Origin of the sequence: Mycobacterium sp. NPDC050853 (assembly GCF_040653875.1) — a bacterium.
Lineage (GTDB): Bacteria > Actinomycetota > Actinomycetes > Mycobacteriales > Mycobacteriaceae > Mycobacterium.
In genome coordinates, this window is record NZ_JBFAGW010000002.1 from 166,551 (window position 1) to 190,883 (window position 24,333).

General features: G+C 64.7%; 21 protein-coding genes and 1 pseudogene. 3 read left to right on the plus strand and 19 right to left on the minus strand.

Annotation, left to right across the window (positions count from 1 at the left end):
• Positions 1-11 precede the first annotated feature (11 nt).
• Positions 12-878 carry a ribokinase gene (locus AB0H22_RS09095; protein WP_358146397.1) on the plus strand — a complete coding sequence of 289 codons (867 nt, stop codon included), beginning with the start codon at positions 12-14 and terminating at the stop codon, positions 876-878.
• A gap of 1 nt (position 879) precedes the next feature.
• Here the strand turns inward: AB0H22_RS09095 and AB0H22_RS09100 are convergent, their stop codons facing one another.
• The 14 genes from AB0H22_RS09100 to AB0H22_RS09165 form a co-directional block, all read right to left on the minus strand.
• Positions 880-1,422: a hypothetical protein gene (locus AB0H22_RS09100; protein WP_358146399.1), complete on the minus strand. Its 543-nt coding sequence runs from the start codon at positions 1,420-1,422 to the stop codon at positions 880-882.
• 70 nt (positions 1,423-1,492) lie between these two features.
• Positions 1,493-2,086, minus strand: a complete 594-nt coding sequence (locus AB0H22_RS09105; RefSeq protein ID WP_180751917.1) for a hypothetical protein — start codon at positions 2,084-2,086, stop codon at positions 1,493-1,495.
• Between the two features lie 188 nt (positions 2,087-2,274).
• Positions 2,275-2,892, minus strand: coding sequence for a hypothetical protein (locus AB0H22_RS09110; RefSeq protein WP_358146401.1), 618 nt, complete (start codon positions 2,890-2,892; stop codon positions 2,275-2,277).
• A 32-nt stretch (positions 2,893-2,924) separates the two neighbouring features.
• Positions 2,925-3,566: a hypothetical protein gene (locus AB0H22_RS09115; RefSeq protein ID WP_358146403.1), complete on the minus strand. Its 642-nt coding sequence runs from the start codon at positions 3,564-3,566 to the stop codon at positions 2,925-2,927.
• A gap of 113 nt (positions 3,567-3,679) precedes the next feature.
• Positions 3,680-4,798: a glutamate 5-kinase gene (gene proB, locus AB0H22_RS09120; RefSeq protein ID WP_180751762.1), complete on the minus strand. Its 1,119-nt coding sequence runs from the start codon at positions 4,796-4,798 to the stop codon at positions 3,680-3,682.
• Positions 4,795-6,243 carry a GTPase ObgE gene (gene obgE / locus AB0H22_RS09125; protein WP_358146405.1) on the minus strand — a complete coding sequence of 483 codons (1,449 nt, stop codon included), beginning with the start codon at positions 6,241-6,243 and terminating at the stop codon, positions 4,795-4,797. Before obgE ends, proB begins: the two co-directional genes overlap by 4 nt.
• A gap of 94 nt (positions 6,244-6,337) precedes the next feature.
• Complete coding sequence (rpmA, locus tag AB0H22_RS09130) at positions 6,338-6,610, minus strand: 50S ribosomal protein L27 (protein ID WP_180751760.1); 273 nt, start codon at positions 6,608-6,610, stop codon at positions 6,338-6,340.
• Positions 6,611-6,622: 12 nt separating this feature from the next.
• Positions 6,623-6,934 carry a 50S ribosomal protein L21 gene (gene rplU / locus AB0H22_RS09135; protein WP_078291167.1) on the minus strand — a complete coding sequence of 104 codons (312 nt, stop codon included), beginning with the start codon at positions 6,932-6,934 and terminating at the stop codon, positions 6,623-6,625.
• A gap of 185 nt (positions 6,935-7,119) precedes the next feature.
• Entirely contained in the window at positions 7,120-9,807 is a 2,688-nt protein-coding gene (locus AB0H22_RS09140) for an Rne/Rng family ribonuclease (RefSeq protein WP_358146697.1), read from the minus strand.
• 504 nt (positions 9,808-10,311) lie between these two features.
• The gene (gene ndk, locus AB0H22_RS09145; RefSeq protein ID WP_180751758.1) at positions 10,312-10,722 is read right to left on the minus strand and encodes a nucleoside-diphosphate kinase; all 411 of its coding nucleotides are present in this window, start codon (positions 10,720-10,722) and stop codon (positions 10,312-10,314) included.
• Between the two features lie 93 nt (positions 10,723-10,815).
• A complete protein-coding gene (locus tag AB0H22_RS09150; protein ID WP_180751916.1) occupies positions 10,816-11,142 on the minus strand; it encodes a DUF4233 domain-containing protein in 327 nt (108 codons plus the stop codon).
• A 68-nt stretch (positions 11,143-11,210) separates the two neighbouring features.
• Positions 11,211-12,635 carry a folylpolyglutamate synthase/dihydrofolate synthase family protein gene (locus AB0H22_RS09155; RefSeq protein WP_180751757.1) on the minus strand — a complete coding sequence of 475 codons (1,425 nt, stop codon included), beginning with the start codon at positions 12,633-12,635 and terminating at the stop codon, positions 11,211-11,213.
• A 6-nt stretch (positions 12,636-12,641) separates the two neighbouring features.
• Positions 12,642-15,278 (minus strand): valine--tRNA ligase, encoded by a 2,637-nt coding sequence (locus AB0H22_RS09160; protein WP_358146406.1) that lies wholly within the window; start codon positions 15,276-15,278, stop codon positions 12,642-12,644.
• Between the two features lie 175 nt (positions 15,279-15,453).
• Positions 15,454-16,068, minus strand: a complete 615-nt coding sequence (locus AB0H22_RS09165) for a DUF937 domain-containing protein (protein ID WP_358146407.1) — start codon at positions 16,066-16,068, stop codon at positions 15,454-15,456.
• A 126-nt stretch (positions 16,069-16,194) separates the two neighbouring features.
• Here AB0H22_RS09165 and AB0H22_RS09170 point away from each other — a divergent pair, with 126 nt between their 5' ends.
• Both AB0H22_RS09170 and AB0H22_RS09175 read left to right on the plus strand, forming a co-directional pair.
• Positions 16,195-17,349 (plus strand): FAD-dependent oxidoreductase, encoded by a 1,155-nt coding sequence (locus AB0H22_RS09170; protein ID WP_358146408.1) that lies wholly within the window; start codon positions 16,195-16,197, stop codon positions 17,347-17,349.
• Positions 17,350-17,370: 21 nt separating this feature from the next.
• Positions 17,371-18,042 (plus strand): VOC family protein, encoded by a 672-nt coding sequence (locus AB0H22_RS09175; RefSeq protein WP_358146698.1) that lies wholly within the window; start codon positions 17,371-17,373, stop codon positions 18,040-18,042.
• A 20-nt stretch (positions 18,043-18,062) separates the two neighbouring features.
• On the opposite strand, the gene AB0H22_RS09180 is transcribed toward AB0H22_RS09175, so the two are convergent.
• The 5 genes and pseudogenes from AB0H22_RS09180 to AB0H22_RS09200 all read right to left on the minus strand — a co-directional run bounded on the left by AB0H22_RS09180 (position 18,063) and on the right by AB0H22_RS09200 (position 24,274).
• Complete coding sequence (locus tag AB0H22_RS09180) at positions 18,063-19,298, minus strand: YibE/F family protein (protein ID WP_180751753.1); 1,236 nt, start codon at positions 19,296-19,298, stop codon at positions 18,063-18,065.
• A gap of 4 nt (positions 19,299-19,302) precedes the next feature.
• Positions 19,303-19,881 carry a molybdenum cofactor guanylyltransferase gene (gene mobA, locus AB0H22_RS09185; RefSeq protein ID WP_358146409.1) on the minus strand — a complete coding sequence of 193 codons (579 nt, stop codon included), beginning with the start codon at positions 19,879-19,881 and terminating at the stop codon, positions 19,303-19,305.
• Positions 19,882-19,981: 100 nt separating this feature from the next.
• Positions 19,982-20,206: pseudogene (locus AB0H22_RS09190) on the minus strand (transglycosylase family protein); the annotation flags it as partial.
• A gap of 1,012 nt (positions 20,207-21,218) precedes the next feature.
• Entirely contained in the window at positions 21,219-22,316 is a 1,098-nt protein-coding gene (locus AB0H22_RS09195) for a 2-oxoacid:ferredoxin oxidoreductase subunit beta (protein WP_180751750.1), read from the minus strand.
• Positions 22,313-24,274 carry a 2-oxoacid:acceptor oxidoreductase subunit alpha gene (locus AB0H22_RS09200; protein ID WP_180751749.1) on the minus strand — a complete coding sequence of 654 codons (1,962 nt, stop codon included), beginning with the start codon at positions 24,272-24,274 and terminating at the stop codon, positions 22,313-22,315. Before AB0H22_RS09200 ends, AB0H22_RS09195 begins: the two co-directional genes overlap by 4 nt.
• Between the last annotated feature and the right edge of the window lie 59 nt (positions 24,275-24,333).

The following is a 24,333-nucleotide window of genomic DNA, read 5'->3' on the forward strand; positions in this document are numbered from 1 at the left end:
AGCCTGGGCAAGTGACTGAGTTAGCCACGGTATGTGTCCTCGGCAGCGTCAACATGGATCTGACGTTGCGGGTGGACTCGCTGCCCGCCCCTGGTGCCACAGTGCTGGCCACATCGGCTCGCCCTGCCCCGGGAGGCAAGGGCGCCAACCAAGCGGTCGCCGCTGCGCGCGCGGGTGCCGCGGTGCAGTTCATCGGCGCGGTGGGCACCGACGGCGCGGCACCGATGCTGCGATCTCACCTGGAGGACAACAATGTCGGCGTCGACGGGCTCGTCGAAGTCGACGGTCCCAGTGGAATGGCCGCCATCACCGTCGAGGACTCCGGCGAGAACAGCATCGTGGTGGCACCGGGCGCCAACGGTGCCTTCGCCTTGGACGAGAAGGTGCACAAGGACATCATCTGTTCCCACGATGTGCTGTTATGCCAGTTGGAAATCCCGGTTCACGTCGCGCTGATGGCGGCGCGGTGGGCCGTCGAGGCGGGAAAACAGTTCGTGCTCAACGCTTCCCCGGTGCCCGAACGCTCGCCCGACCTGGCGGAGCTGGCTTTTCGAGCGAGCGTGGTCGTCCTCAACGAGACCGAGGCCAGATCCTGGCTGTACCCGTCACGACACCTGGTGACCACGCTGGGTGACGAAGGGGCGCGTTACCGCAGCCCGCAGGGGGAGATCACGGTTCCGTCGTATCCGGTGCGGCCGCTGGACACCACCGGCGCCGGCGACGTATTCGCCGGCGTGCTGGCGGCATGGTGGCCGCACGGACCCGAGATCGCCCTACGCCGCGCGAATGTTGCCGGTGCGCTCGCCACGCTGCGCTCGGGCGCCGGGAACTGCGCCCCGAGCGCGGCCCGGATCGAGCTGTCGCTGAAGGGCGCCTGAATCAGCGGACGGTCAGTACCGGGTTGCAGTAGCGCCACGCGTCGCGCTCATAGGTCAGGTACCAGTCGGACGTGGACGTCTTGGGCGAGTCGTTGCCCCACACCGTCGACGTGGTCACCGTCACCGTCGCGTTCTTGGCCTCGATGACATTGACCTTGTCGATATTGGCGACCGTCAGATGCGAGTTCTCCCGAACCACCTGGACCGATGCCTGCCGGAAGGCTGCGGCATCCTTCCGCTTGGCGGCGTCGAGTAACTGGTCGAGGGTTTCCTGGGTGAGCTTGGGGAACTTGGCGTACAGGTCCGTGGGCTTGACGAAGTCGTCCCAGGTCGGGATCCGGGACTCGTTGTTCGCCATCTCCCGGTCACGGTACTTATCACAGGTCAGATCACCGATCTTGTTGGTGTCAACATCGTTGTACGCTTTTTCCCAGGCCCGAACGTGTTCTGCCACCGCGTCTCGGTTGGGCGCAGCACCCGCAGCGGGGGCGCCGAGGGTCGCCAGCACGGCAACCGCCGCGGCGACGACGAGCGCTCGCTTCACGGTTCCCTCCCCTGGTTGGCAGTGCTTCATGACGTTATCGCCCCAGGACACCGGGTCCGTTACTTTCCGGCTAGGCCCCGCCGGTCGGCGGCGCGCAGTCCAGCCACTTTCCGTTTTCCTTGATGTACTTGACGGTCTGCTGCTCGTGGGACGGCGGCTTGTCTCCCGCTGTGGTGGTGATCGTGAGATCCGCGGTCGCCTGGTCACCCTTGATCTCGATGTTCTGGACATCGGTGACCTTGACGGTGATCAACGACTTCAGCAGATTCCGCATCGCCGTCTGATACGCCTGCTCATCCTGGGCGACGAGGCTGTCCACCACCGCATTGATGACATCGGGCGGCACCGTGGGGAACTTCTGAGCCAACAAACCCCGCAGCGCATCGCCTGCACCGGGCACCGTGGCGATCTCCGGCGGCGCGATTTCACTCATCGCCGGAATGGGCGGTCCGCTCTTAGCGGTGGCTTCCCGATACTTGGCGCATTTGGTCTCGGCCAGCTTCGCGAAATCGAAACCCGCGGTGTAGGTGTTCTGCTGCTCGATCAGGGCCTTGATCTGATTCTCGCTATGCGCCGTCGCGAGCGCTTCCGCGTTGGGCTGTCCGTCCCCCGCGACGGTTTGCGTGCAACCCACACCACCGAACAGCAGCGCTCCCAAAAGCACCGCTCCGGCCCATCTACGGCACACCATGACAACCCTCGCTCGTATCGACCACTCGTCTCCGAGCTAATTTCTATCAGTCAAGATCAGCTCGTGCACCCTCACCGAGCAAACCTACCAGTCAGTGAGGGCCTGGAATGGCGCTCAGCAGCCGGTCGGGTGCCTTAGCGATCGCGTCCGAAACAGCCCGGCTAGCCCTCGGCACCGATCAGGCTCTCCTGCAAGGGGGCATCGTTACCGATCGCCGAATCAGACTGCGTGGACTCGGGCGTGCAGTCCTTCCAGACTCCGGCCTCGTGCACAAACTTCCTCGGCTCGTTCCCGCGCCCCTGGGTGTTTCGGAAGGCGATGGTGGCGTTGGCCGTATCACCGTTCACCGTCACCTTGGTCACCTTGAAGGTCAGGTGGGCGAAGGTCTCAACCCAGAAACGGTGCCATGCGGACGAAAACGAGTCCTGGTCCTGGTTTTCCACCGCAGTGACGAAGTCGTTGATGGTGGCGTCCGAGGCGAGCGGGAAGATCTCACGAACCTTCGCGCGCAGCTTCTTCGAATTCGCACCCTGCAGCTTGCTGACCTCGGGCGGAGAGAACGATTGTCCCCAATCCGATTCGATCTTGTCGCGCAAGTCACCACAGAAGAACGAGGCGTACTGAACCGCGTCAACGGTCTGCAGTGCCGAGAGGCGACCAGCGGTCACGTCCCGGATCGCTGCCTCATCGGTCTCCGTGGCGCTCGCCACCGCTGTTTGTGCAAGCAACCCGAAGGTCACGAAAAACGCTGCTAACCAACCGAAGACCCGTCGGGACATGTGCGTCACCTCTCTGCTTGTCGACACTCGGGTCACTCCCCGGTGAGCGGAGCGTCCAGCAGACCCTGCTGACCTTGGCCGCCCACAAGCCCACGAGCGGTCTCCTGCTCAGCCGGAGCTGTGCAGTCCTTCCAGTCCTGGCCCTCGCGGATCAACTCCCAGCGCTGGTTACTGCTGCTACTGCCGACGCGAACTGCCACGGTGGCTTCGGCACTGTCACCGGTGACGTCGACGTTCTTCACCCGATACGACAACTTGGCAAACGAGCTCGCCCACAGCTGGTGCCACGCGGAGTCAACCTCGCTCTGGTCCACATCGGCAACGGCCTGCACAAACGCCTCGACTGCCACGCTCGACGCCGAGGGGAAGATCTCTTTGATCTTGGCGCGCAGCTTCTTGGCATTAGCACCCTCAAGCCGTGTGACATCGGGCGGCGTGAACATTTTGCTGTGGTCGGCCTCAATCTTGTCGCGATACTCCGCACAGTAGGTTGCGCCGTATGCCACGGCATCGACAGCCTGAAGCGCGGACAGCTGGCCCGCGATGAGGCCCCTGATCTGCGTCTCGGCGGTGTCGGGCGAGGCGCTTGCCACGGCCATCGAGCTGAGCAACCCCGCGACTAGCGCCACCGCGCTCAAAAAAGCGCTGACGATCCCGATTTTCCGGCCTGCCATCTGAAACCCTCCCAAACGAAGCCCGGGGCACATCCCCAAGCTGCGAACCCGCTGACAATTTCTATCAGGCACCGTTGCGATGCGCCACTCTTTAGAGCAAATGTGCGAAGCGCTCAGGTGACCAGGTCGTCGGCGTGCACGGCAGGGCGCCGAAGATCCTCCGGCAGCTCGTTGGTCGACCGGCCCAGCATGGTCGCCAGTTCGCCCACGTCGTAAGCCACTACACCGCGGCCCACCATGGCTCCTTCGGCATCACGGAGCTCGACGACATCGCCACCATGAAACCGCCCGGAGACCTCCGTGATCCCGGCGGGCAGCAGCGAACGCCGCGAAGTCACCACCGCCCGTACCGCGCCGGCGTCCAGCGTCAGCGAACCCGTCGCCTCGGCGGCGTAGCGCACCCAGAACTTACGGGCCGACATACGTTGCGGTCGTGCGGCGAAGACCGTTCCGCACGATCCGTCCCCCAGTGCCGCCTCGGCCTCGGTCGCCGAGGCCAGCAGCACCGGAACACCGGCGTCCGAGGCCAAAAGGGCCGAGGAGAGTTTCGAGGCCATGCCCCCGGTTCCACGCGAACCGCCCGGCCCCGCGATCACGTCGTCCAAATCCTCCGGTCCACTCACCAGGGGAATCAGGCGCGCAGGATTGTCCGGGGACGCCTTTCGAGGATCGGAATCGTAGAGCCCGTCGATATCGGAGAGCAGCACCAATGCGTCGGCACCCACCAGATGGGCGACAAGCGCCGATAACCTGTCGTTGTCGCCGAAGCGAATCTCGTTGGTGGCCACGGTGTCGTTCTCGTTCACGATGGCGACCGCGTGCAATGCCCGCAGCTTGTCGAGCGTGCGCTGTGCATTGGTGTGATGCACGCGCATGGAGATGTCGTGGGCGGTGAGCAGCACCTGGCCCACGGTGCGTTGATACCGGGCGAAGGCCGCGCTCCAGGCGCTGATGAGGGCAACCTGTCCCGCACTTGCGGCGGCTTGCTTGGTCGCCAGATCTGTTGGGCGCTTGGTCAATCCGAGCGGAACCATACCCGCCGCGATGGCTCCCGAGGACACGATCACCACATCGGATCCGGCCTTCATTCGGCCTTCAATGGCCTGAACCAGGTACTCCAACCGATCGGCACTGAAGGTACCTGTCGCATCGGTGAGGGCCGCGGTACCGACCTTCACGACGACGGTGCGTGCCGCCTGAATAGCTTGGCGTGCTTGCGCACCCGGACTCATTCCGGGTCCACCTGCCCGCGCCGCACCCGCCGAGCCTGGCGACGTTCGGTCGCACCGACACGGTCTGTCTGGTCGATCCGCGTATCGGTGCCGCGCCCACTGGGCGTCACATCGACACCGGCCGGGGTCTGCGGTTCCCAGTCGAAGGTCATATTGCCAATGGTGACAGCGCAACCAGGCTGTGCACCCAGCTTGACCAGCTTCTCTTCGACACCCAGACGCGCGAGCCTGTCGCCCAGATAGCCGACGGCCTCGTCGTTTTGGAAATCGGTCTGCCGGATCCAGCGCTCGGGGCGCACCCCGCGCACCACAAAACCACCGGGTGTGGCCGGGTCCGGGGCCACGGTGAATCCGGTCTCGTCGACCGCGATGGGCCTGATAACGGGCCGCGTTCTCACCACAGGAGGCGCGGCGGCACGTGCCGCCTCGATCATCTCCCACAGCCCAAACGTCAACGGCCGCAGTCCGTCACGGGTCAGAGTCGACACCTGGAAGACGGGCCAGCCGCGCTTGGAGACCTCCTCCGTGACGAAATCGGCAAGCTCGGCGGCCTCGGGCACGTCGACCTTGTTGAGCACCACCGCGCGAGGCCGATCTGCCAGGTCACCGAGCGCCGAATCACCTTGCAACGTTGGCTGATATCGCGCCAATTCATTTTCCAAGGCCTCGATATCGGAGACCGGGTCGCGGCCCGGCTCCAGGGTCGCGCAGTCCACCACATGCACCAAGACCGCGCACCGCTCGATATGGCGCAGGAACTCCAGGCCCAGCCCGCGTCCCTCGGCGGCACCAGGAATCAGCCCCGGGACATCGGCCATCACGAACGAATTGTCACCTGTGGACACCACCCCAAGGTTGGGTACCAGTGTGGTGAACGGGTAGTCGGCGATCTTCGGCTTCGCGGCCGAAAGCACTGATACCAGAGAGGATTTGCCCGCCGACGGGAATCCGACCAGCCCGACATCGGCGACGGTCTTCAGTTCGAGAGTGAGCTCGGCTTCGGCTCCGGTCTCGCCAAGCAAGGCGAATCCGGGGGCCTTGCGGGCCCGGGATGCCAACGCAGCATTGCCCAATCCTCCACGGCCACCCGCGACGGCGTCGAAACGCGTACCCGCGCCGACCAAATCGGCCAGGATCCGGCCCGCTTCGTCGAGCACGACAGTGCCGTCGGGCACCCTGAGAACCAGGTCGTCGCCGTTGGAGCCACTGCGGTGGCCACCCATGCCCTGCGTGCCGCTGGGTGCCAGTACATGGGGGTGGAAATGGAAGTCCAGCAGGGTGTGCACCTGCGGGTCCACTTCCAGAATCACACTGCCACCGCGACCGCCATTACCGCCGTCGGGCCCGCCGAGTGGTTTGAACTTTTCACGATGTACGGACGCGCAGCCATGTCCGCCTGTACCGGCTTTAGCGTGGATGACGACACGGTCGACAAAGCGAGGCATAAGGCCTCCTTTCAACCGCCGATTGTGACGCTATCGCGGGACTCTCTTCGAGAACCTCGCGCTTGCGTCACATTCGCGTGAAAGTCCTCGCCTCTTAGGCGTCGACGGTTTCAGCGACGACTGGGACGATGTTGATGACGCGGCGACCGCGCTTGGCGCCGAACTCGACGTGACCGCTCGAGGTTGCGAACAGGGTGTCGTCACCGCCACGGCCGACATTCACGCCGGGGTGGAAGTGGGTACCGCGCTGGCGAACCAGGATCTCTCCGGCCTTGACCAGCTGACCACCGAATCGCTTGACGCCGAGTCGCTGCGCGTTGGAATCACGACCGTTGCGCGAGCTAGACGCGCCCTTCTTATGTGCCATGAGTCAAATCCTCTACTTGATCCCGGTGACCTTGAGCACGGTCAACGGCTGACGGTGACCCTGCCGCTTGTGGTAGCCGGTCTTGTTCTTGAACTTATGAATGCGGATCTTCGGGCCCTTGGTGTGCTCGAGGATCTCGCCGGTCACCGCGACCTTGGCCAGCTTGTCTGCGTCGGTGGTGACGGTAGCGCCATCCACGACCAGAGCAACAGGCAGCTGGACCGAGGAGCCAGGCTCCGATTCGATCTTCTCGACCTTCAACACGTCACCGACGGCAACCTTGTACTGCTTGCCACCGGTCTTGACGATTGCGTACGTCGCCATCGTTGCGCTACCTCTGCTCTGCTCTTCGGACGCGCGCAACCAGGTCGGCTGACGCATCTGGATCGTGGGTGGGCCCGCTCAAGTTCTTCCACTAGGCCGCATGTCGCGGGCCGGAAGCCTCGTGACAACTGCTCAAGGCTACGTGACCAGCGGGCTAAGGGTCAAACTGACACCCTTAGTTGGGGCTATCCGGTCTCGTGATCTACCGGAGGCCCCGCGGCGCGAGCGGCCGAACGCCTCCGTCGGGGCCGCGTAGGCGCCTTAGCGGCAGGTTCCGGGGTTACGGGGCTCGCCTCGGATTCGTCGACAGTAACCTCAGGCGCACTTTCGGCCTCGGTTTCCTGCGTGACGCCACCGTCGGCGGGCACGGACTCAGGCTCGGAAACCTCGTCGCCTGGGGTGAGGGTGTCCTCGGCGATGTCCTGCGACACGTCATCGGCGGCATCCGCATCCTCCGAAGCGATCAGCTCCAGTTCGTCGCGGTCCACATCGTCGTCGTCGGAATCCTCGTCCTCGGGGTGATCATTCGCCGCCGCCATCGCCCGGAACATCGGGTGGTCGCCCTGCGGGTGAGGTGGTGTGTGCGCCACCACCACCTCGTCGGCCTTGCCCTTGCGGGAGCGCTTGGCGCGCCTCCCGGTTTCGGTCTTCTTGGCAGTACTGGGCGCGGCGCTGGCGTTGTCGACGGGGTCGACGTGCAGCACGATTCCACGGCCGGCGCAGTGGGTGCAGTTCGACGAGAACGCCTCAATCAGGCCCGTGCCGAGCTTCTTGCGGGTCAGCTGCACCAATCCCAGCGACGTGACCTCAGATACCTGGTGGCGGGTGCGGTCCCGGCCCAACGCCTCGGTCAGCCTGCGCAACACCAGGTCCCGGTTGGATTCCAGCACCATGTCGATGAAGTCGATGACGATGATTCCGCCGACGTCGCGCAAGCGCAGCTGCCGCACGGTCTCCTCGGCAGCTTCCAGGTTGTTGCGGGTGACGGTCTCTTCCAGGTTGCCGCCGGCACCGGTGAACTTCCCGGTGTTGACGTCGACAACCGTCATGGCCTCCGTGCGGTCGATGACGAGAGTTCCGCCCGAGGGCAACCACACCTTGCGGTCGAGCGCCTTGGCCAGCTGTTCGTCGATGCGGTGCACCGCGAACACATCCGGACCTTGTTCGCCGTCGTACCGTCCGATCCGCGAAAGAAGATCGGGGGCAACATTTTTCACATACTCGTCGATGGTGTCCCAGGCGGTGTCACCCTCGACGATGAGCTTGGAGAAGTCCTCGTTGAACAGGTCACGGACCACCTTGACCAGCACGTCGGGCTCCTCGTAGAGAGCCATCGCAGCACCGGATGCCTTAGCTGAGAGATCGGCGGAACGCTGCTCGATCCCCTGCCACTGCTCCTGCAGTCGCTGCACGTCGGCCCGGATCTCCTCTTCCCGCACGCCTTCTGAGGCGGTGCGGATGATGACACCGGCATCCGACGGGATGATTTCCCGCAAGATCTCCTTGAGACGCTGACGCTCGGTGTCGGGGAGCTTGCGGCTGATGCCGGTCGACGACGCACCCGGCACGTACACCAGATAGCGGCCCGCCAGTGAGATCTGGGTGGTAAGCCGGGCGCCCTTATGTCCCACCGGGTCCTTGCTGACCTGGACAAGGACATAGTCGCCGGACTTGAGAGCCTGTTCGATCTTGCGGTTCGAACCGCCGAGACCGGCGGCGTCCCAGTTGACCTCACCGGCGTACAGCACACCGTTGCGACCACGGCCGATGTCGACGAACGCGGCTTCCATGGAGGGCAACACGTTCTGCACGACGCCGAGGTAGATGTTCCCCACCAAAGAAGCAGAAGCCGCCGATGTCACGAAGTGTTCGACGAGCACACCGTCCTCCAGGACGGCGATCTGCGTGTACCGAGCGCCCTCATGCGGCGGCTCGGTGCGGGTCTTGTCCCGTACCACCATCACCCGGTCGACGGCCTCGCGTCGGGCCAGGAACTCAGCCTCGGTCAGGATCGGTGGGCGGCGCCGTCCGGCATCGCGTCCGTCGCGGCGGCGCTGACGCTTGGCCTCCAGACGGGTTGACCCGGAGATGCCCTGAATCTCATCGCTTCGCTCGGCACGCGGCTTGCGCTCGTGCACAACGGTGTTTGGCGGATCGTCATCCGACGTGCCCTCGGCATCGTCACCGGTTCCAGCCTTGCGGCGACGACGCCGACGCCGACGCCGGCTGGCGCCCTCGGGAGAGTCGCCGTCTTCGGCGCTCGTCTCATCGCCGTCCGATGAATCGGCAGCGTCATCGGCATTCTCGGGCGCGTCCTCACCGTCGGTGACCTCGCCACCCTCGGCATCAGATTCCTCTGCCTCGTCGGCACCTGCCTGCTCGCCTCGACCACGCCCCCGGCCGCGGCGTCCCCGACGCCTGCGACGCGCGGGACGGTCACCGTCCTCATCGGCTTCAGCTTCGGGGTCATCCGTGTCGATGGAGTCTTCGTCGGCGTCCTCGGTGCTCTCAGCGCGGACCGGTGCGGGACGCTCCTGGGGCTCCGGAGCCTGCGGTGCCACGAAGAGCGGACCGTAGTCATATGCGGTGGGACCTGATGTCGCCTGTGCCGGTACCGCGGCGGCCTCGATGGCCGTCACCTCCGCGACAAGGGTCGGCGCGGTCGCCGGTGCATCGGGATCCTGGGCCGGGTCCTCGACGGCTACCGGCGCTGGTTCCGCAGTCGGTTCCGGGGCCGCCTCCAAGGTCGGTTGCACAGGAACTTGTTCGGCCTCATCGGCGAGCACCTCGCGCACCTTCGCGGCGTCCTGCTTGTCGACGTTCGAGTGGGGGCTGCGGGCGCGCCCGTCCAGTTTGGACAGAGCGTCGAGCACGCGGCGGGTGGAGGTGCCGAGGACACGCGCAAGGGAGTGCACCCTCAGCTTCTCGGGTAGTTCTCCCTGCTCAGCAGGGGCTTGCGGGGTGTCCGGCGTTTGCGCGGCCTGGTCCCCTTCTGGAGTGCTGGTGTGTAGGTCTTCTGGTAGCTCAAAGTCGGCCACTTATTCTCCTCAAGCCCCCGGGCGCGTCACTAGACGCGGCCACGCGAGGGCTTTCTCTCTATGTACCCGGGCTAGGTCCGGGTTTGTGGTGGTCTCGCTCCGAGCGATCCGCGACGCGAACCCACTCAGTGCCTGGCTGGAATGATGGCGTGACGCGCTGCGGTGTCGTTCAGTCGCGCAACCGCGCTCGTCGTGCCGTCATTCGGGATGCCGGCCGGCCCCTATTGGGGTCGAAGTGCCGTAGCCCACACCTAGTATCCCATACGAATCAGATGGCAGGCACCAAGCGGTGAACCTGTGCGATTCCCGGAGCCCCAAATAGGTCAAGTGGGCTAGGTGTCAGAGCGCGGGGAACCAGAGCGCGATCTCGCGCGCCGCCGACTCGGGTGAATCGGATCCGTGCACCAGGTTCTCTTGGGTCTCCAATGCGAAGTCCCCGCGGATGCTGCCGGTTGCGGCCTTCTCCACGGGATCGGTGCCGCCGGCAATCTGGCGGAAGGCGGGAATCGCCCGCGGCCCCTCCAGCACTGCCGCCACCACGGGTCCCGAGGTGATGAAGTCGAGCAGCGAGCCGAAGAACGGCTTGTCCTCATGCTCGGCGTAATGCGCCCGGGCCAGTGGCTCGCCGACGTTCTTGAGCTCGAGGGCGACCAGCGTCAGGCCCTTACGCTCAATCCGATTCAGCACCTCACCGACAAGTCCCCGTTGCACACCATCGGGCTTGATCAAAACCAGCGTCCGCTCAGTCACGGGCGACAGCCTACTGGTCGGTAGAGGTGTGCTGTTACCCGATGCTCTTCGCGCAAGCGGCTCATCCGATCAGACCCTCTTCGCGCAAGCGGCTCATCGCTGACCCGGGAGCTCCCCGCGGCTCTGACGGTCACGGACCTGATTGCGCATGTACCAGATCAGCAGCCAGACGCCGAGGAACAGCAGCCCGACGAAGCCGATCGCGGCGTGGACGAAGAATCCCGCAACGAGAACCACCTGGAGTGTCAGGTTGGCCTGCAATGCCCACGACCGGCCCTGTCTGCCCGAGAGCAGGATCATCACCGCGGCGACCGCGATGAGGTAGGTCAACGACAACGTTGTCAGCCCGCCACCGACCATCTTCACCACCGGGATAGCCAGCAGCACCACGATCGACTCCAGGATGAGCGTGCCTGCCATCACCCCGCGGAAACCCCGCCAGGGATCCGGTGGCGGCGGTTGGGTCTCCCCCTCTTCGCTCTCGGTGCTCACTCTGGGTCCTTTCCGAACAGTGTCCGTGCTGCACCCGCGGTGACGACCGATCCGGTGATGACGATTCCGGTGCCCGAAAAGCCTTCCGCTCCCCCGTCTTCAGCCGCTTCCTCCACCATCGCGGTGGCGGTTTCGATCGCATCGAGCAGTGTGGGTGCGACGACGACGCGGTCCTCGCCGAAGATTTCCAGGGCCAGTTCTGCCAGTTGATCGGCACCCAACGCGCGGGGAGAACCGTTGTGCGTCACCACGATCTCGTCGAATGCCGGTTCGAGCGCGGCAAGAATTCCGGCGACGTCCTTGTCAGCCATCACGCTGATGACGCCGACAAGACGCCGGAAGTCGAATTCTGATTGCAAGGTGTCGGCCAACGCGGCGGCACCGTGCGGGTTATGGGCGGCATCCAGGAAGACGGCGGGAGCGCTGCGCACTCGCTCCAGCCGTCCGGGCACGATCACAGACGCGAATCCCGCGCGCACTGCATCGATATCGAGTTGTCGTTCGGCACCCGCACCGAAGAATGCCTCCACCGCGGCGAGCGCGAGCGCCGCGTTATGCGCCTGATGCTCACCGTGCAGGGGCAGAAAGACCTCCGAGTACGCCCCACCGAGACCTTGTAGTTCGAGCATTTGCCCGCCGACGGCGACCTGACGGGACAACACCGAGAACTCCGAGCCTTCCCGTGCGACCGCGGCGTCGGCCTCGACGGTCTGGCTCAGCAGCACCTCCATCGCCTCGGGCGTCTGCTGTGCGATGACGGCAACTGTATCGGAACCGGCCTCGCCCGTCATTCCATCAAGCTTGTGCCGCTTGATGATTCCGGCCTTTTCCGAGGCAATTGTCGCAATGTCCGACCCCAGGAATTCGACATGGTCGATACCGATCGGCGTGATGACGGCGACCGGGGCGTCGATGATATTGGTGGCATCCCACCGGCCGCCGAGCCCGACCTCCACGACCGCGATGTCGACAGGCGCGTCCGCGAACGCGACGAAGGCCATGGCGGTCAGCACCTCGAACTTGCTCATCGCGGGCCCGCCCTGCTCCTGCGACTGCTTGTCCACCAACTCCACGAACGGTTCGATCTCGGCGTAGATCTCGACGTAACTCGCCGGCGAGATCGGTTGGCCGTCAATGGCGATGCGCTCAACTGCCGATTGCAGATGCGGACTGGTGGTGCGTCCCGTGCGCCGGTGCAGCGCCGTCAACAGCGCGTCGATCATCCGCGTCACCGAGGTCTTGCCGTTGGTGCCGGCGACGTGAATGGCCGGATATGCGCGCTGGGGCGAACCCAGCAGTTCCATCAGGGCGACAATGCGGTCGGTCGACGGTTCGATCTTGGTTTCCGGCCACCGTTGGTCGAGCAGATATTCGATCTGCAGCAGAGCGGCGATCTCGTCGGGCGAGGGTTCTGGATTCATGACTGGTTACACCAACCCGCCGAGGCGGGCGGTGATCCGCTCGACCTCCTCGGTGGCCAACTGCTGGCGGCCACGAATCTTCTCAACCACGGCGTCGGGCGCCTTAGCCAAGAACGCATCATTGCCCAACTTGCTTGTAGTGCCGTCGAGTTCCTTACGTGCGGCGGCCAGATCCTTCTCCAATCGCCGACGCTCAGCCTCGACGTCGACGGTGCCGGAGGTGTCCACCTCGACGGTCACGGTGGCGCCGGACAGCCGCACCTCCACCGAAGCCGTCGGGCTGAAACCTTCCTCGGCAGGGGTCAGCCAGGCCAGGGAGGTCACCGCGGCAAGCTGTCCGTCCAGTCCCGCCTCGGAGACACCGGCCAGACGGGCCGCGACCTTCTGGCGGTCACCCAAGCCCTGATCGCTGCGGAATCGCCGAACTTCCGTCACCAGCTTCTGCATATCGGCAATACGCTGCACCGCAGCGTTATCCAATTCGATACCCGAGGCGGTCGGCCAGGCCGCGATGACCACCGACTCCTGGCCGGTGACCGCCTTCCACAACACCTCGGTGACGAACGGAATCACCGGATGCAACAGCCGCAGCAAGGCGTCCAATACCGTCGCCAGCACAATGCGGGTGCCCTCCGGCTTCTCGGCCATCTGCACCTTTGCCAATTCCAGGTACCAGTCACAGAACTCGTCCCACGCGAAGTGATACAGCGCCTCGCAGGCCACGCTGAACTCGTAGCGATCCAGTGCGACATCCACCTCTGCCCGCACCTGTTCGAGGCGGCCCAGGATCCACCGGTCGGCATCGGTGAGATCGGCGGCGGAAAGTTCGCCCAGCGCGGCACCGTTCATCAACGCGAATCGGGTGGCGTTGAACAACTTCGTGGTGAAGTTACGTGAGGCGCGGGCGGCATCCTCGCCGACGGATAGGTCACCACCCGGGCTGGCGCCCCGGGCGAGCGTGAAGCGCAATGCGTCGGCGCCAAACCCTTCCACCCAGTCCAGCGGATCAATACCGTTGCCCTTGGACTTGCTCATCTTCTGGCCGAACTGATCACGGATCAGGCCGTGCAGGAAGACGTTCTGGAATGGGACGCGGGCGTCGCCCAATGCGGGATCCCCAGCCACGAACGTGCCGAACATCATCATCCGCGCCACCCAGAAGAACAGAATGTCGTACCCGGTGACCAGAACGCTTGTGGGATAGAACTTCTCCAGCTCCGGGGTGGCATCGGGCCAGCCCATCGTTGAGAACGGCCACAGCGCCGAGGAGAACCAGGTGTCCAACACATCCGGGTCCTGCTCGTAGCCCTCGGGGGCGGTCTCGTCGGGACCGAGACACACGATCTCCCCGTTAGGGCCGTGCCAGATCGGGATGCGGTGGCCCCACCACAGCTGACGGGAGATGCACCAGTCGTGCATATTGTCGACCCATGCGAACCAACGCGGCTCCAGGCTGGCTGGGTGAATGACGGTGTCGCCATTGCGAACCGCATCACCGGCGGCCTTGGCCAGCGACTCGACCTTGACCCACCACTGCAGGGATAACCGCGGCTCGATGGGCTCGCCCGAACGCTCGGAATGACCGACACTGTGCAGGTAGGGGCGCTTCTCGGCGACGATGCGCCCCTGCTCGGCCAGCGCCTCGCGCACCTTGACCCGCGCCTCGAACCGGTCCATGCCGTCGAACTGAGTTCCGCTGTTCCAGATCCGGCCGTGGATATCCATGATCGTCGGCATCGGCAGCTTGTGTCGCAGCCCGATCTCGAAGTCATTCGGGTCATGCGCTGGAGTGACCTTGACGGCGCCGGTGCCGAATTCGGGGTCGACGTGAGTGTCGGCGACGATCGGGATGCTGCGGTCCTGGAACGGGTGCGCCAGCGTCTGACCGATTAGCGCACTGTATCGATCGTCGTCGGGATGCACCGCGATGGCGGTATCCCCCAGCATCGTTTCCAGGCGGGTGGTGGCCACCACCAGATGCGGTTCGTTGTCGTCCAGGGAGCCGTACCGGAACGAGACCAGCTCGCCCTCGACCTCCTCGTATTTGACCTCGAGGTCGGAGATGGCGGTCTTCAGTTCCGGTGACCAGTTGACCAACCGTTCGGCGCGGTAGATCAGCCCGGCGTCGAACAACTTCTTGAAGATGGTGCGCACCGCGCGGGACAGGCCCTCGTCCATGGTGAAGCGGTCACGGCTCCAGTCGACGCCGTCACCGAGGCGGCGCATCTGCCCACCGATGGCGCCGCCGGACTCACGTTTCCAGTCCCACACCTTCTCGATGAACAGCTCGCGGCCGAACTCCTCTTTGGTCTTGCCGTCGGCGGCCAGCTGCTTCTCCACCACGCTCTGAGTGGCGATACCGGCATGGTCCATACCGGGCAGCCAGAGCACCTCGTAGCCCTGCATGCGTTTGCGGCGGGTCAGCGCGTCCATCAGGGTGTGGTCGAGCGCGTGTCCCATGTGCAGGCTGCCGGTGACATTCGGCGGTGGCAGCACGATCGAGTAGCCCGGCTTGTCGCTGGACGGATCGGCGGTGAAGTATCCGGCGTCGACCCAGCCCTGATACAGGTCCGCCTCTACCGCTCCCGGGTCCCACGAGGTGGGCAGGGAGCTGGCGGCGTTCGTGTCAGGGGTTTGGGTCACCCATCAGATTCTAGGGTTGCCGGTCCACGGCATTTCACGCGCCGAGTGTGACCCCACCGCGGGAATCCGGCCCGAACGCCGCGCTGACGCCATATTCGTCAGACCGGATGGGCTATAACGCGACGAAACCACCCGGCCCGTGAGGCGCCGGGTGGTTCCGCGTGAGGCTGCGCGGTTACTTCTTGCCGCCGAGCAGGCCGCCCAGAATGCTCCCCAGGGCGTCGCTGCCGCCCTTGCTGCTGAGGACGCTGCCCAGGATGCTGCCCAGCGGGTTGTTACCACCGGAGGCTGCCCCGCCACCGACGGCGCTGCCGAGGATGTTGCCCAGGATGTCGCCAATACCGCCGCCGCTGGCCGCGGGCGCCTCGGCGGGAGCAGCCTGCGCGCCTCCACCGGTGAGCTTCTTGGCGACGAAGGCAAGCACGATCGGCGCAAGGATCGGCAGCAGCTGCTTGATCAAGTCGCTGCTGCCGGCTCCGGCGCCGGACAGCTTGGCGGCTACGTCGTCGGCATTGTTGTCACCGAACAACGAAGCAACGACCGCGTTGCCTGCGCTCTGATCGACATCGTCGACATTCACACCGCCGTCAAGGAGGGTGCTCGGCGCGCTGCTGACATTGGCCTGCAGATCAGCGGCCTTGTCCGGGTCGTCGGCGTTGGCCTGCAGACCGCCCACCAGGAGCGGCACCACTGACTTGATCGCCTTCTCGGCCGTCTCGTTGTCGACTCCGAGCTTCGCGGCGATCTGATCGGTCGGAATCTCGTTAAGTAGCTCTTCGAGTGTGGCCATGGGTCTCCTCCTAGATGTCTGGGTTTGGTGAACCTTAGCCAAGCAGATCAGCCCCGAGTAAACGAATGCCGAACATCACAGACCCAGACCCTTTACCCCTGTGGGGTCCGCCCATACCGTCGAACCATGAGCGGCCACATCGTCGTGGTTGGCGCCGGGATCGCCGGTCTTGCCACCGCAGTCGCGTTACAGCAGTCCGGGCGCGATGTCGTGGTTCTCGACGATCGAGATGGCACCTCCACAGGCTACGCGATTACCTTATGGCCCAACGCATTAGCGGCATGCGACGCCCTCGGTGTCGGTGACGACGTGCGTGATGCGAGCGCGCGGGTGGAGGCGGGCATGATGCGCTGGCGGGACGGGCGAATACTCCGAGAACCTCCGAACGGACAGCTCACCAGGGCAATCGGCGAGCCCGTCGCGGTCACCGAACGCAATCAACTCCTGGCGATTCTGGCGGGCCGGCTCACGCCGGGGACCGTCCGCTACGGCGCTCGCGTGGCCAGAGTTCGCGACGGGCTTCACGGGACCTCCGTCGAGCTGGCCGACGGCGAGGCACTCACCGCCTCCGCGGTCATCGGTGCCGACGGGATCGGATCGCTCGCAGCGCAATATCTCAATGGACCACTCGCGTTCCGATACTCCGGGTACACCGCATGGCGCGGTATCGCCGACATGGCGGTCTCCGAGGAGCTGGCCGGGATCACCCTGGGACCGGGCATCGAATTCGGCCATCTGCCGATGCCCGGCGGCCGTACATACTGGTTCGCCGGCGAACGATCCCTCGAAGCACAACGCGCGTCCAACGGCGAAATCGACTACCTGGCAAGAAAGTTCAGCGATTGGGCCGACCCGATCCCGGACCTGCTGAAGCAGAGCGACGAGTCGTCGGTGCTCCGCGGCGATATCTTCGACCGCGGGCGCCTGCGCCGAATCACCGGCGGGAGGGTCGTGCTGGTGGGCGACGCGGCGCACCCGATGCGACCACACTTGGGCCAGGGCGGATGCCAGTCCCTTGAGGACGCCGCAGTGCTCGGCGTGGCAGTATCCGAACGATCCTCTCTGCCAAGCGCTTTCCGTGAATACGCGCGCCAGCGCAAATCCCGCACCCGCACAGTGGTCAATCGGAGCCGTCACATCGGTCACGCGACCTATGCGCGCCCCGCCGTGTTGAGCGGACTGCTGACCCGAGCATCGGCTCGGATACCCGCAGCCGTGTTCTGGCGCCAGCTACGGGGCATCTCCGGATATGACGCGTGTGACATAACCGTTCGCCCATAGGATTCGCCTGTGTCGATTCCCATGCCCAGTGCCAGTCTCAAGGACTTCTGCATCGACGCGATGCTGCCCGTGCCCGTCGCCAAGTTCTGGGCCGCGGCCATCGGGGGTGAGGTCGATGTCGACGAGGCAGGCGAAGCGCTGATCCGGCGCGGCAAGGATGTCGATATCTGGGTCAATCGCGTCCCGGAGCCCAAAGCCGTCAAGAACCGTGTGCATTTCGATGTATACGCACGTGGCGCCGAGGACCTCATCGCGCTGGGCGCGACGGTGGTGGCGGAGTATGGGCCGAACCGGGCCGTACTGGCGGACATCGAGGGCAACGAGTTCTGCGCCTTTCTCGATCCGCAACTCGAAAGTGATACGCCTGCACGGCTATTCGCAGTGTGCACCGATAGCGACAATCCGGTCGAGATCGCCCGGTGGTGGCAGGGCCTCGTCGGCGGCACACTGATACCCGGCTCCGACGGGGCGCCGCGGTGGCTGCGCGACGGCGCCGGATGGGGTGACCTGATCTGGAAGTTCGTTCCGGTTGCCGATGAGCGTGTGGTCAAGAACCGCTGGCACTGGGATGTACGTGCCGATGCCGCCGAGTTGGTGCACGACGGCGCCCGCGCGCTCCGCGGCCCCGATACCGATATCCGCTGGACTGTGCTCACCGACCCGGACGGAAACGAGTTCTGCGCCTTCGGTTAGGGCCGCTTGCCCGCCTTCGGCTAGGCCCGCTTGCCTGGTGTCGCCAACGCCGCTGCGATCGCAGTCGTCAACGGAACCGACAGCACCAGGGCGATGCCACCCACCGCGGATCTGGCGATCTCGATCGCCACTCCCTCGCTAGTCAGTACGTCACCCAGGGATCGATTGGCGACGCTGAACAACAGCAGGAGCGGCAGCGAGTTCCCGGCATACGCCAGCACCAGCGTGTACACCGTGCTGGCGATGTGATCGCGCCCCACCCGCATGGCGCCCAGGAAAATGTCGCGTCGCGTCGAGCCGTCGCCGAGCTCTGCCAGTTCGAAGACCGTTGAGGCCTGCGTGACCGTCACGTCGTTGAGAACGCCGAGCGATCCGATGATGAACCCGGCGAGCAACAACCCGGAGATCGACACCCCACCCATGTACGCGGCGACTTCGTTGTTCTGCTCGTCCGATAGGCCGGTCAGATGTGTCAGCCCGATGACGGCCCAAGACAGTCCGGCCGCGAACAGCATCGCCGTGAGGGTGCCCAATAGCGCCGCACTGGTGCGCATGCTCACACCGTGAGCAAGGTAGATGACCACGAACAGGATCAAGCCCGACGCCACCAGCGCCAGCGGCAACGCGGGGCCGCCGTCACGCACTGCCGGAAGCAGGAACACGGCGAGCACCATGAACGCCACCACGATGCCCACCAATGCCCGTAATCCGCGCCAGCGCGCCACCAGGCAGATGACGATCGCGAAGGCTGCGGCTACCGCCGCAAGCGGCCACGCGCGTTCGTAGTCATAGAAGCTGTAGGTGGTGGCGCCCTGCGCGTCGACCTGCCTGGTGATCCGAATATCTTCTCCGGCAGCGAGAGTCGGCTGCCCGCCACCGGCCGTGAATTCCAGCTGAGTCTTGGCGCCCGAGTTGGGGCCGGAGGTGATGGCGATGAGGTCGAGCGAGCACGTCGACTCAGGTGTCTGACCCGGCACCGGGTCAGCGGTGAGCACCTGCCCGGTGGAGGGGCTGCCGCACTCACCGATACGCGTCGCTACCACCTGGCCCGATTCTGTGGTGACCGCACCGCCATGGGCATTCTGATACGGCTGCGGTATATCCACCGTGCGGTGCTCCGGCCACAACACAACGAGGCCGACGAGGACCGCAATCCCCATCACACCGAGGAGACCCACCACGGTCCGGGCGGCGGTGGAGCCGAAAGGGGCGGGGCCCGTCGGCATCGTGTGGGAATGGGTATGCGAATGCGCCACTCTGTCAGGGTAGAGGTGGCAACGCAGCCAGCTCCGCCTCCGTGTTCACGTTGGCGACCCATTTCGGGTTGGATATCGAAATTCGTTGCGCACCAACGCTCTCGAAAAGCGAGCCGAGCCGTCGCTCCCCGGTGGACGTCAACTCATCAATGGTGTCGCATAGGTCCGTGTCATACACGGCCGCCAGGTAGTGATCCCGGCCGTCCGCAGTGGCGAGGGTGATGCGGCCACCGCCGGTGGCGAGTTCATCGATGAGCGCCGAGGCAAGCAACGGCATGTCGACGGCACAGACAAAGGCTCTGAGTGCTCCCCGTTCCGCGGCGGCCCGCAAGCCCTGTCCCAGCGCCACCAGCGGCCCCTGCCCCGGCTTCGGGTCGTCGACGACGACCGTGTCTGAACTCCCTCCGAGATCACCCATGTCCTGATGCGGCGCGCGCACCACGATCACCGGCGCACAGCGTGAGCTCACTGTTCGCACGATGCGTTCCGCCAGGCTCTCCCCGCCCCAGCGGATGGTCGCCTTGTCGCGGCCCATGCGGCGCGAGGCTCCCCCGGTGAGCACCACCGCCGCGAGTGCGTTCATACGGGAAAGGTACGCACAGATGCCAACAAGCCACCAAGGGGTAGGTTCACCGGTCGAGGTGTGCCATGCCCTTGGTGGCTCGTTGAGGTGGTTCTACGGCTTAGCCGCGCCGTCCGCAGACCGGCCATGCGCCGATCCCCTGACGGGACAGCACGTTCTCCGCGATCCGGATCTGCTCCTCGCGCGAAGCGAGGTGCGGTGAGCCGGCGCCGCCGTTGGAGCGCCAGGTGCCCATGTTGAACTGCAGGCCGCCGTAATAGCCGTTTCCGGTGTTGATTCCCCAGTTGCCACCGGACTCGCAGTTAGCGATGGCATCCCAGTTGACCGGATCCGCACTCGCTGTTCCAGCCAGCGCCATCGGAGCCGCGACGAGCGCGCCGGTGATGGCCGCCGTGGTGAGCGTTTTGCGGATGTAATTCATGTCGTTCCTCTCGCCGGGCACGCACCGACCACCACCCGCTTGCGGATAACCGCAGCGGGCTCTGGCACACCTACAGGCGAGGTGGACATCTTCGTCGGATCGCGCCGTCTCGGTCGGGCGCGACAAGGGAGGCGGCTGTTGCCTCACCGGCTCATCTCGCCGGCGGCCAGGAACTACCTACTGGCGTTCCTGTCCCCATTTACTTACAGGGTTCACGGTTCGGAGTTTTGCTCCGATTTGTTGACCCGTCGGACCGTACGGAAGGACTCAGCGAAAGTCATCCCACGACACGCACATCCCAAACCAATAACAAAACAATCACGGAGGGAATCTTTAGCGACTAACCGCAGGTCACTTACGAAATTCTCAGGTTGGCCCAGAGTGCGCTCTAGCTGGCACAAGTGAGTCAGATCACGGCAATATTGTGAGCCGCGCCACGATTCAGCAAATCACACGCGTCACGATAGAAACTTCAACAACATGCGGCGTGGCTAATTGACAAATTAACTCTATTCACATTGGTATCACAAGTAACTCAATTTGCCAATTGCCACAAATGTAGACAACAGAAAGGAAATCATATATTCCCAATACCCAAGGGATTGACCAAAAGCCAAGGGGTGTCTACGAATTCGTTACCGCAGCGAGTGACGTCAGCAAGCGCCATCGCAGGCGCACACAATCCACCTAAGTGAGATGTGAGTGAGGTACGCGCCCGACACGGGGCACCTGACGGTGCCCCACTTAGACACCAAAGCCGGTGCCACCAAAGACTTTCCAGCCAGCCGGCGGACCCCATCGGCGCTATCGCGCATAGCATCGCCGACTGTGGGTTACGGACGCATCCCGCCCGTTTCGCGACCTACCCCCACACTCGACGAGCGAGCCCGGGGACAGGGTCAGCTAGAAGTTCTAGCTAGCCGACGGTCCAGGTGTCGCGACCGGTCAACAGCGCCTGCAACGCGGCGGTGTCGCTCGGCTTGGCCGCCGCAGCGACGGCCAGCTGCTCCCGAGCCATATCGTCATAGCTCGGCCGCTGCACGCTGCGGAACACACCCATCACGGTGTATTCAAGATCCTGTTCGGACAACCGTGACAGTGCGAAGGCGTAGGCGGGATCATCCGAATACGCGTCGTGCACCACGATATCCTCGGCCTTCACATCCGCAGTCTTAGCCACTTCAAGGCTGAAACCGGAACGGACGACACAGAGTTCACCCTCGGCGCCGAAAGTGATCGGCTGGCCGTGGCTCACATTGATAACGCGCTGCTCGAAGCCTTCCTTGCGCAACAGGTCGAAGGACCCGTCGTTGAAGATCGGGCAGTCCTGCAGGATCTCGACAAGCGCCGAACCACGGTGCGCGGCCGCGGCACGCAGCACCTCCGACAGGCCCTTCTTGTCCGAGTCCAGTGCTCGGCCGACGAAGGTGGCCTCGGCGCCCAGCGCCAACGACACCGGGTTGAAGGGGTAGTCCAGCGAGCCCATGGGCGTCGACTTGGTGACCTTGCCGGTCTCCGAGGTGGGCGAGTACTGCCCCTTGGTGAGGCCGTAGATCCGGTTGTTGAACAACAGGATTGTCAGGTTCACGTTGCGGCGCAGGGTGTGGATCAGGTGGTTGCCGCCGATGGACAGCGCGTCACCATCACCCGTCACCACCCACACCGACAGGTCCTCGCGAGCCAGCGCCAGGCCGGTTGCGATGGCCGGGGCACGCCCGTGAATCGAGTGCATGCCGTAGGTATCGAGGTAGTAGGGGAACCGGCTGGAGCAACCGATGCCGCTGATGAACACGATGTTCTCGCGCTTGAGACCAAGCTCGGGCAGGAAGCCTCGGATGGTGTTGAGGATGACGTAGTCACCGCATCCGGGGCACCAGCGCACCTCCTGATCGGAGGTGAAGTCCTTCGACTTCAGCTGCTCGTCGCTGGTGGGCACCAGCGCATTGGCGCTCAGGCCAAGATCCACACCGGTGAGACCGTTCACGCTGTCGGTTCCGTTCAAAACGTCGGTCATGCTCGATCCCCTACGGCCACCGCTGATTCGCGCGCGAGTACAGCCTTCTGACTTTCCTTTTCGGCGAGTGACCCGTCCAGGGCCGCATCGATGATTTCTTCGACCTCGTCGGCGAGGAAGGCCATACCCTGCACCTTCGTCACCGATTGCACATCCACCAGGAACTTGCCGCGCAGCAGTAGCGAGAGCTGTCCAAGGTTCATCTCCGGCGCAACGACCTTCGGGTATTTGCGTAGTACCTCACCCAGGTTCTGCGGGAACGGGTTGAGGTGACGCAGGTGGGCATGGGCCACCTTGAGGCCCTTCCGGCGGGCGCGCCGGCATGCCTCGCCGATGGGGCCGTACGAGCTGCCCCACCCGACCATGAGCAGTTCGGCACCGCCGCTCGGATCGTCAACCTCCAAGTCCGGCACGGTGATTCCGTCGATCTTGAGCTGGCGCAACCGCACCATGAGGTCGTGGTTGGCCGGGTCGTAGGAAATGTTGCCCGAACCGTTGGCCTTCTCCAGGCCGCCGATACGGTGCTCCAGCCCGGGGGTGCCGGGCACGGCGAACTGGCGGGCCAGTGTCTCGGGATCGCGGTTGTAGGGCGCGAAGTCCTGGTCCGGTGTGGCGAATGTGTGCTCGATCGCCGGGTAGCTCGCGATATCCGGAATGGCCCACGGCTCAGAGCCATTGGCGATTGCTCCATCGGACAGGATCATCACCGGGGTCCGGTAGGTGAGCGCGATACGCACCGCCTCGACGGCGACATCGAAGCAGTCCGAGGGCGACCGCGGTGCCAGCACCGCGATGGGTGACTCACCGTTGCGCCCGTAGAGGGCCTGTAGAAGATCGGCCTGCTCGGTCTTGGTGGGCAGACCCGTCGACGGTCCGCCGCGCTGCACGTCGATCACCAGAAGCGGCAGTTCAGTCATGACCGCCAGCCCCACCGCCTCGCTCTTGAGCGCCACACCGGGGCCGGAGGTGCTGGTGACGCCCAGGGCGCCACCGAACGAAGCCCCAAGGGCCGCACCGATTCCAGCGATCTCATCCTCGGCCTGGAAGCTCAGCACGCCGAAATGCTTGAGCTTGCTCAGCTCGTGCAGGATGTCGGATGCCGGGGTGATCGGGTAGGTACCGAGCACCACCTGGGTTTTCGCAAGCTGTCCCGCGGCGACAACGCCGTAGGACAACGCCGTGTTACCCGAAACCTGCCGGTACTCGCCAGGCGGAAGCGAAGCCTTGGCCACCTCGTAGGTGGTTCCGAAGGCTTCGGTGGTCTCGCCGTAGTTCCAGCCGGCCCGGAAGGCCAAGATGTTGGCCTCGGCCACATCGGGCTTCTTCGCGAACTTCTCCCGCAGGAACTGTTCGGTGCCCTCCAAGGGACGGTGGTACATCCAGGACAGCAGCCCCAACGCGAACATGTTCTTGGTGCGTGCGCCGTCTTTCTTCGAGACTCCGGCGGGCTCGACGGCACCGAGCGCCAAAGTGGTCATCGGGACCTGATACACCACATAGTCCGACATATCGTCGTGCTCGAGCGGATCGGACTGGTAGTCGACCTTGGCCAGGTTCCGCTTGGTGAACTCATCGGAGTTGGCGATCACCATGCCGCCGCGCGGCAGATCGCCGATGTTGGCCTTGAGAGCCGCCGGGTTCATCGCCACCAGTACGTCGGGCCTGTCGCCCGCGGTGAGGATGTCGTAGTCGGCAATCTGAATCTGGAAGGACGAAACACCGGGCAGCGTGCCCTGTGGGGCGCGGATTTCGGCGGGGTAATTGGGCTGTGTGGCGAGGTCATTACCGAAGACCGCGGCCTCGGAGGTAAATCGGTCTCCGGTGAGCTGCATACCGTCGCCCGAGTCTCCAGCAAACCGGATGACGACCTTTTCCAGCTTCTCCGATACGGCTCCGTCGCCCACCGGTGACCTACCTTTCACGACGAACTCCGGCGGTGGCGGTACGTACGCCACCATTCAGCGGAGTTTTCTGTCACTCTCAGTACCGATTATTACACTTTCGCACCGCTGACCTT

What these genes read in the sequence shown, in the direction of transcription:
- AB0H22_RS09110 (WP_358146401.1), bottom strand. Translation starts at nt 2,892, where the DNA reads ATGTCCCGACGGGTCTTCGGTTGGTTAGCAGCGTTTTTCGTGACCTTC.
- AB0H22_RS09115 (WP_358146403.1), bottom strand. Translation starts at nt 3,566, where the DNA reads ATGGCAGGCCGGAAAATCGGGATCGTCAGCGCTTTTTTGAGCGCGGTG.
- proB (WP_180751762.1), bottom strand. Translation starts at nt 4,798, where the DNA reads ATGAGTCCGGGTGCGCAAGCACGCCAAGCTATTCAGGCGGCACGCACC.
- obgE (WP_358146405.1), bottom strand. Translation starts at nt 6,243, where the DNA reads ATGCCTCGCTTTGTCGACCGTGTCGTCATCCACGCTAAAGCCGGTACA.
- rpmA (WP_180751760.1), bottom strand. Translation starts at nt 6,610, where the DNA reads ATGGCACATAAGAAGGGCGCGTCTAGCTCGCGCAACGGTCGTGATTCC.
- rplU (WP_078291167.1), bottom strand. Translation starts at nt 6,934, where the DNA reads ATGGCGACGTACGCAATCGTCAAGACCGGTGGCAAGCAGTACAAGGTT.
- AB0H22_RS09150 (WP_180751916.1), bottom strand. Translation starts at nt 11,142, where the DNA reads ATGGCAGGCACGCTCATCCTGGAGTCGATCGTGGTGCTGCTGGCTATC.
- AB0H22_RS09155 (WP_180751757.1), bottom strand. Translation starts at nt 12,635, where the DNA reads ATGAATCCAGAACCCTCGCCCGACGAGATCGCCGCTCTGCTGCAGATC.
- AB0H22_RS09165 (WP_358146407.1), bottom strand. Translation starts at nt 16,068, where the DNA reads ATGGCCACACTCGAAGAGCTACTTAACGAGATTCCGACCGATCAGATC.
- AB0H22_RS09170 (WP_358146408.1), top strand. Translation starts at nt 16,195, where the DNA reads ATGAGCGGCCACATCGTCGTGGTTGGCGCCGGGATCGCCGGTCTTGCC.
- AB0H22_RS09175 (WP_358146698.1), top strand. Translation starts at nt 17,371, where the DNA reads ATGCCCAGTGCCAGTCTCAAGGACTTCTGCATCGACGCGATGCTGCCC.
- mobA (WP_358146409.1), bottom strand. Translation starts at nt 19,881, where the DNA reads ATGAACGCACTCGCGGCGGTGGTGCTCACCGGGGGAGCCTCGCGCCGC.
- AB0H22_RS09195 (WP_180751750.1), bottom strand. Translation starts at nt 22,316, where the DNA reads ATGACCGACGTTTTGAACGGAACCGACAGCGTGAACGGTCTCACCGGT.
- AB0H22_RS09200 (WP_180751749.1), bottom strand. Translation starts at nt 24,274, where the DNA reads ATGGTGGCGTACGTACCGCCACCGCCGGAGTTCGTCGTGAAAGGTAGG.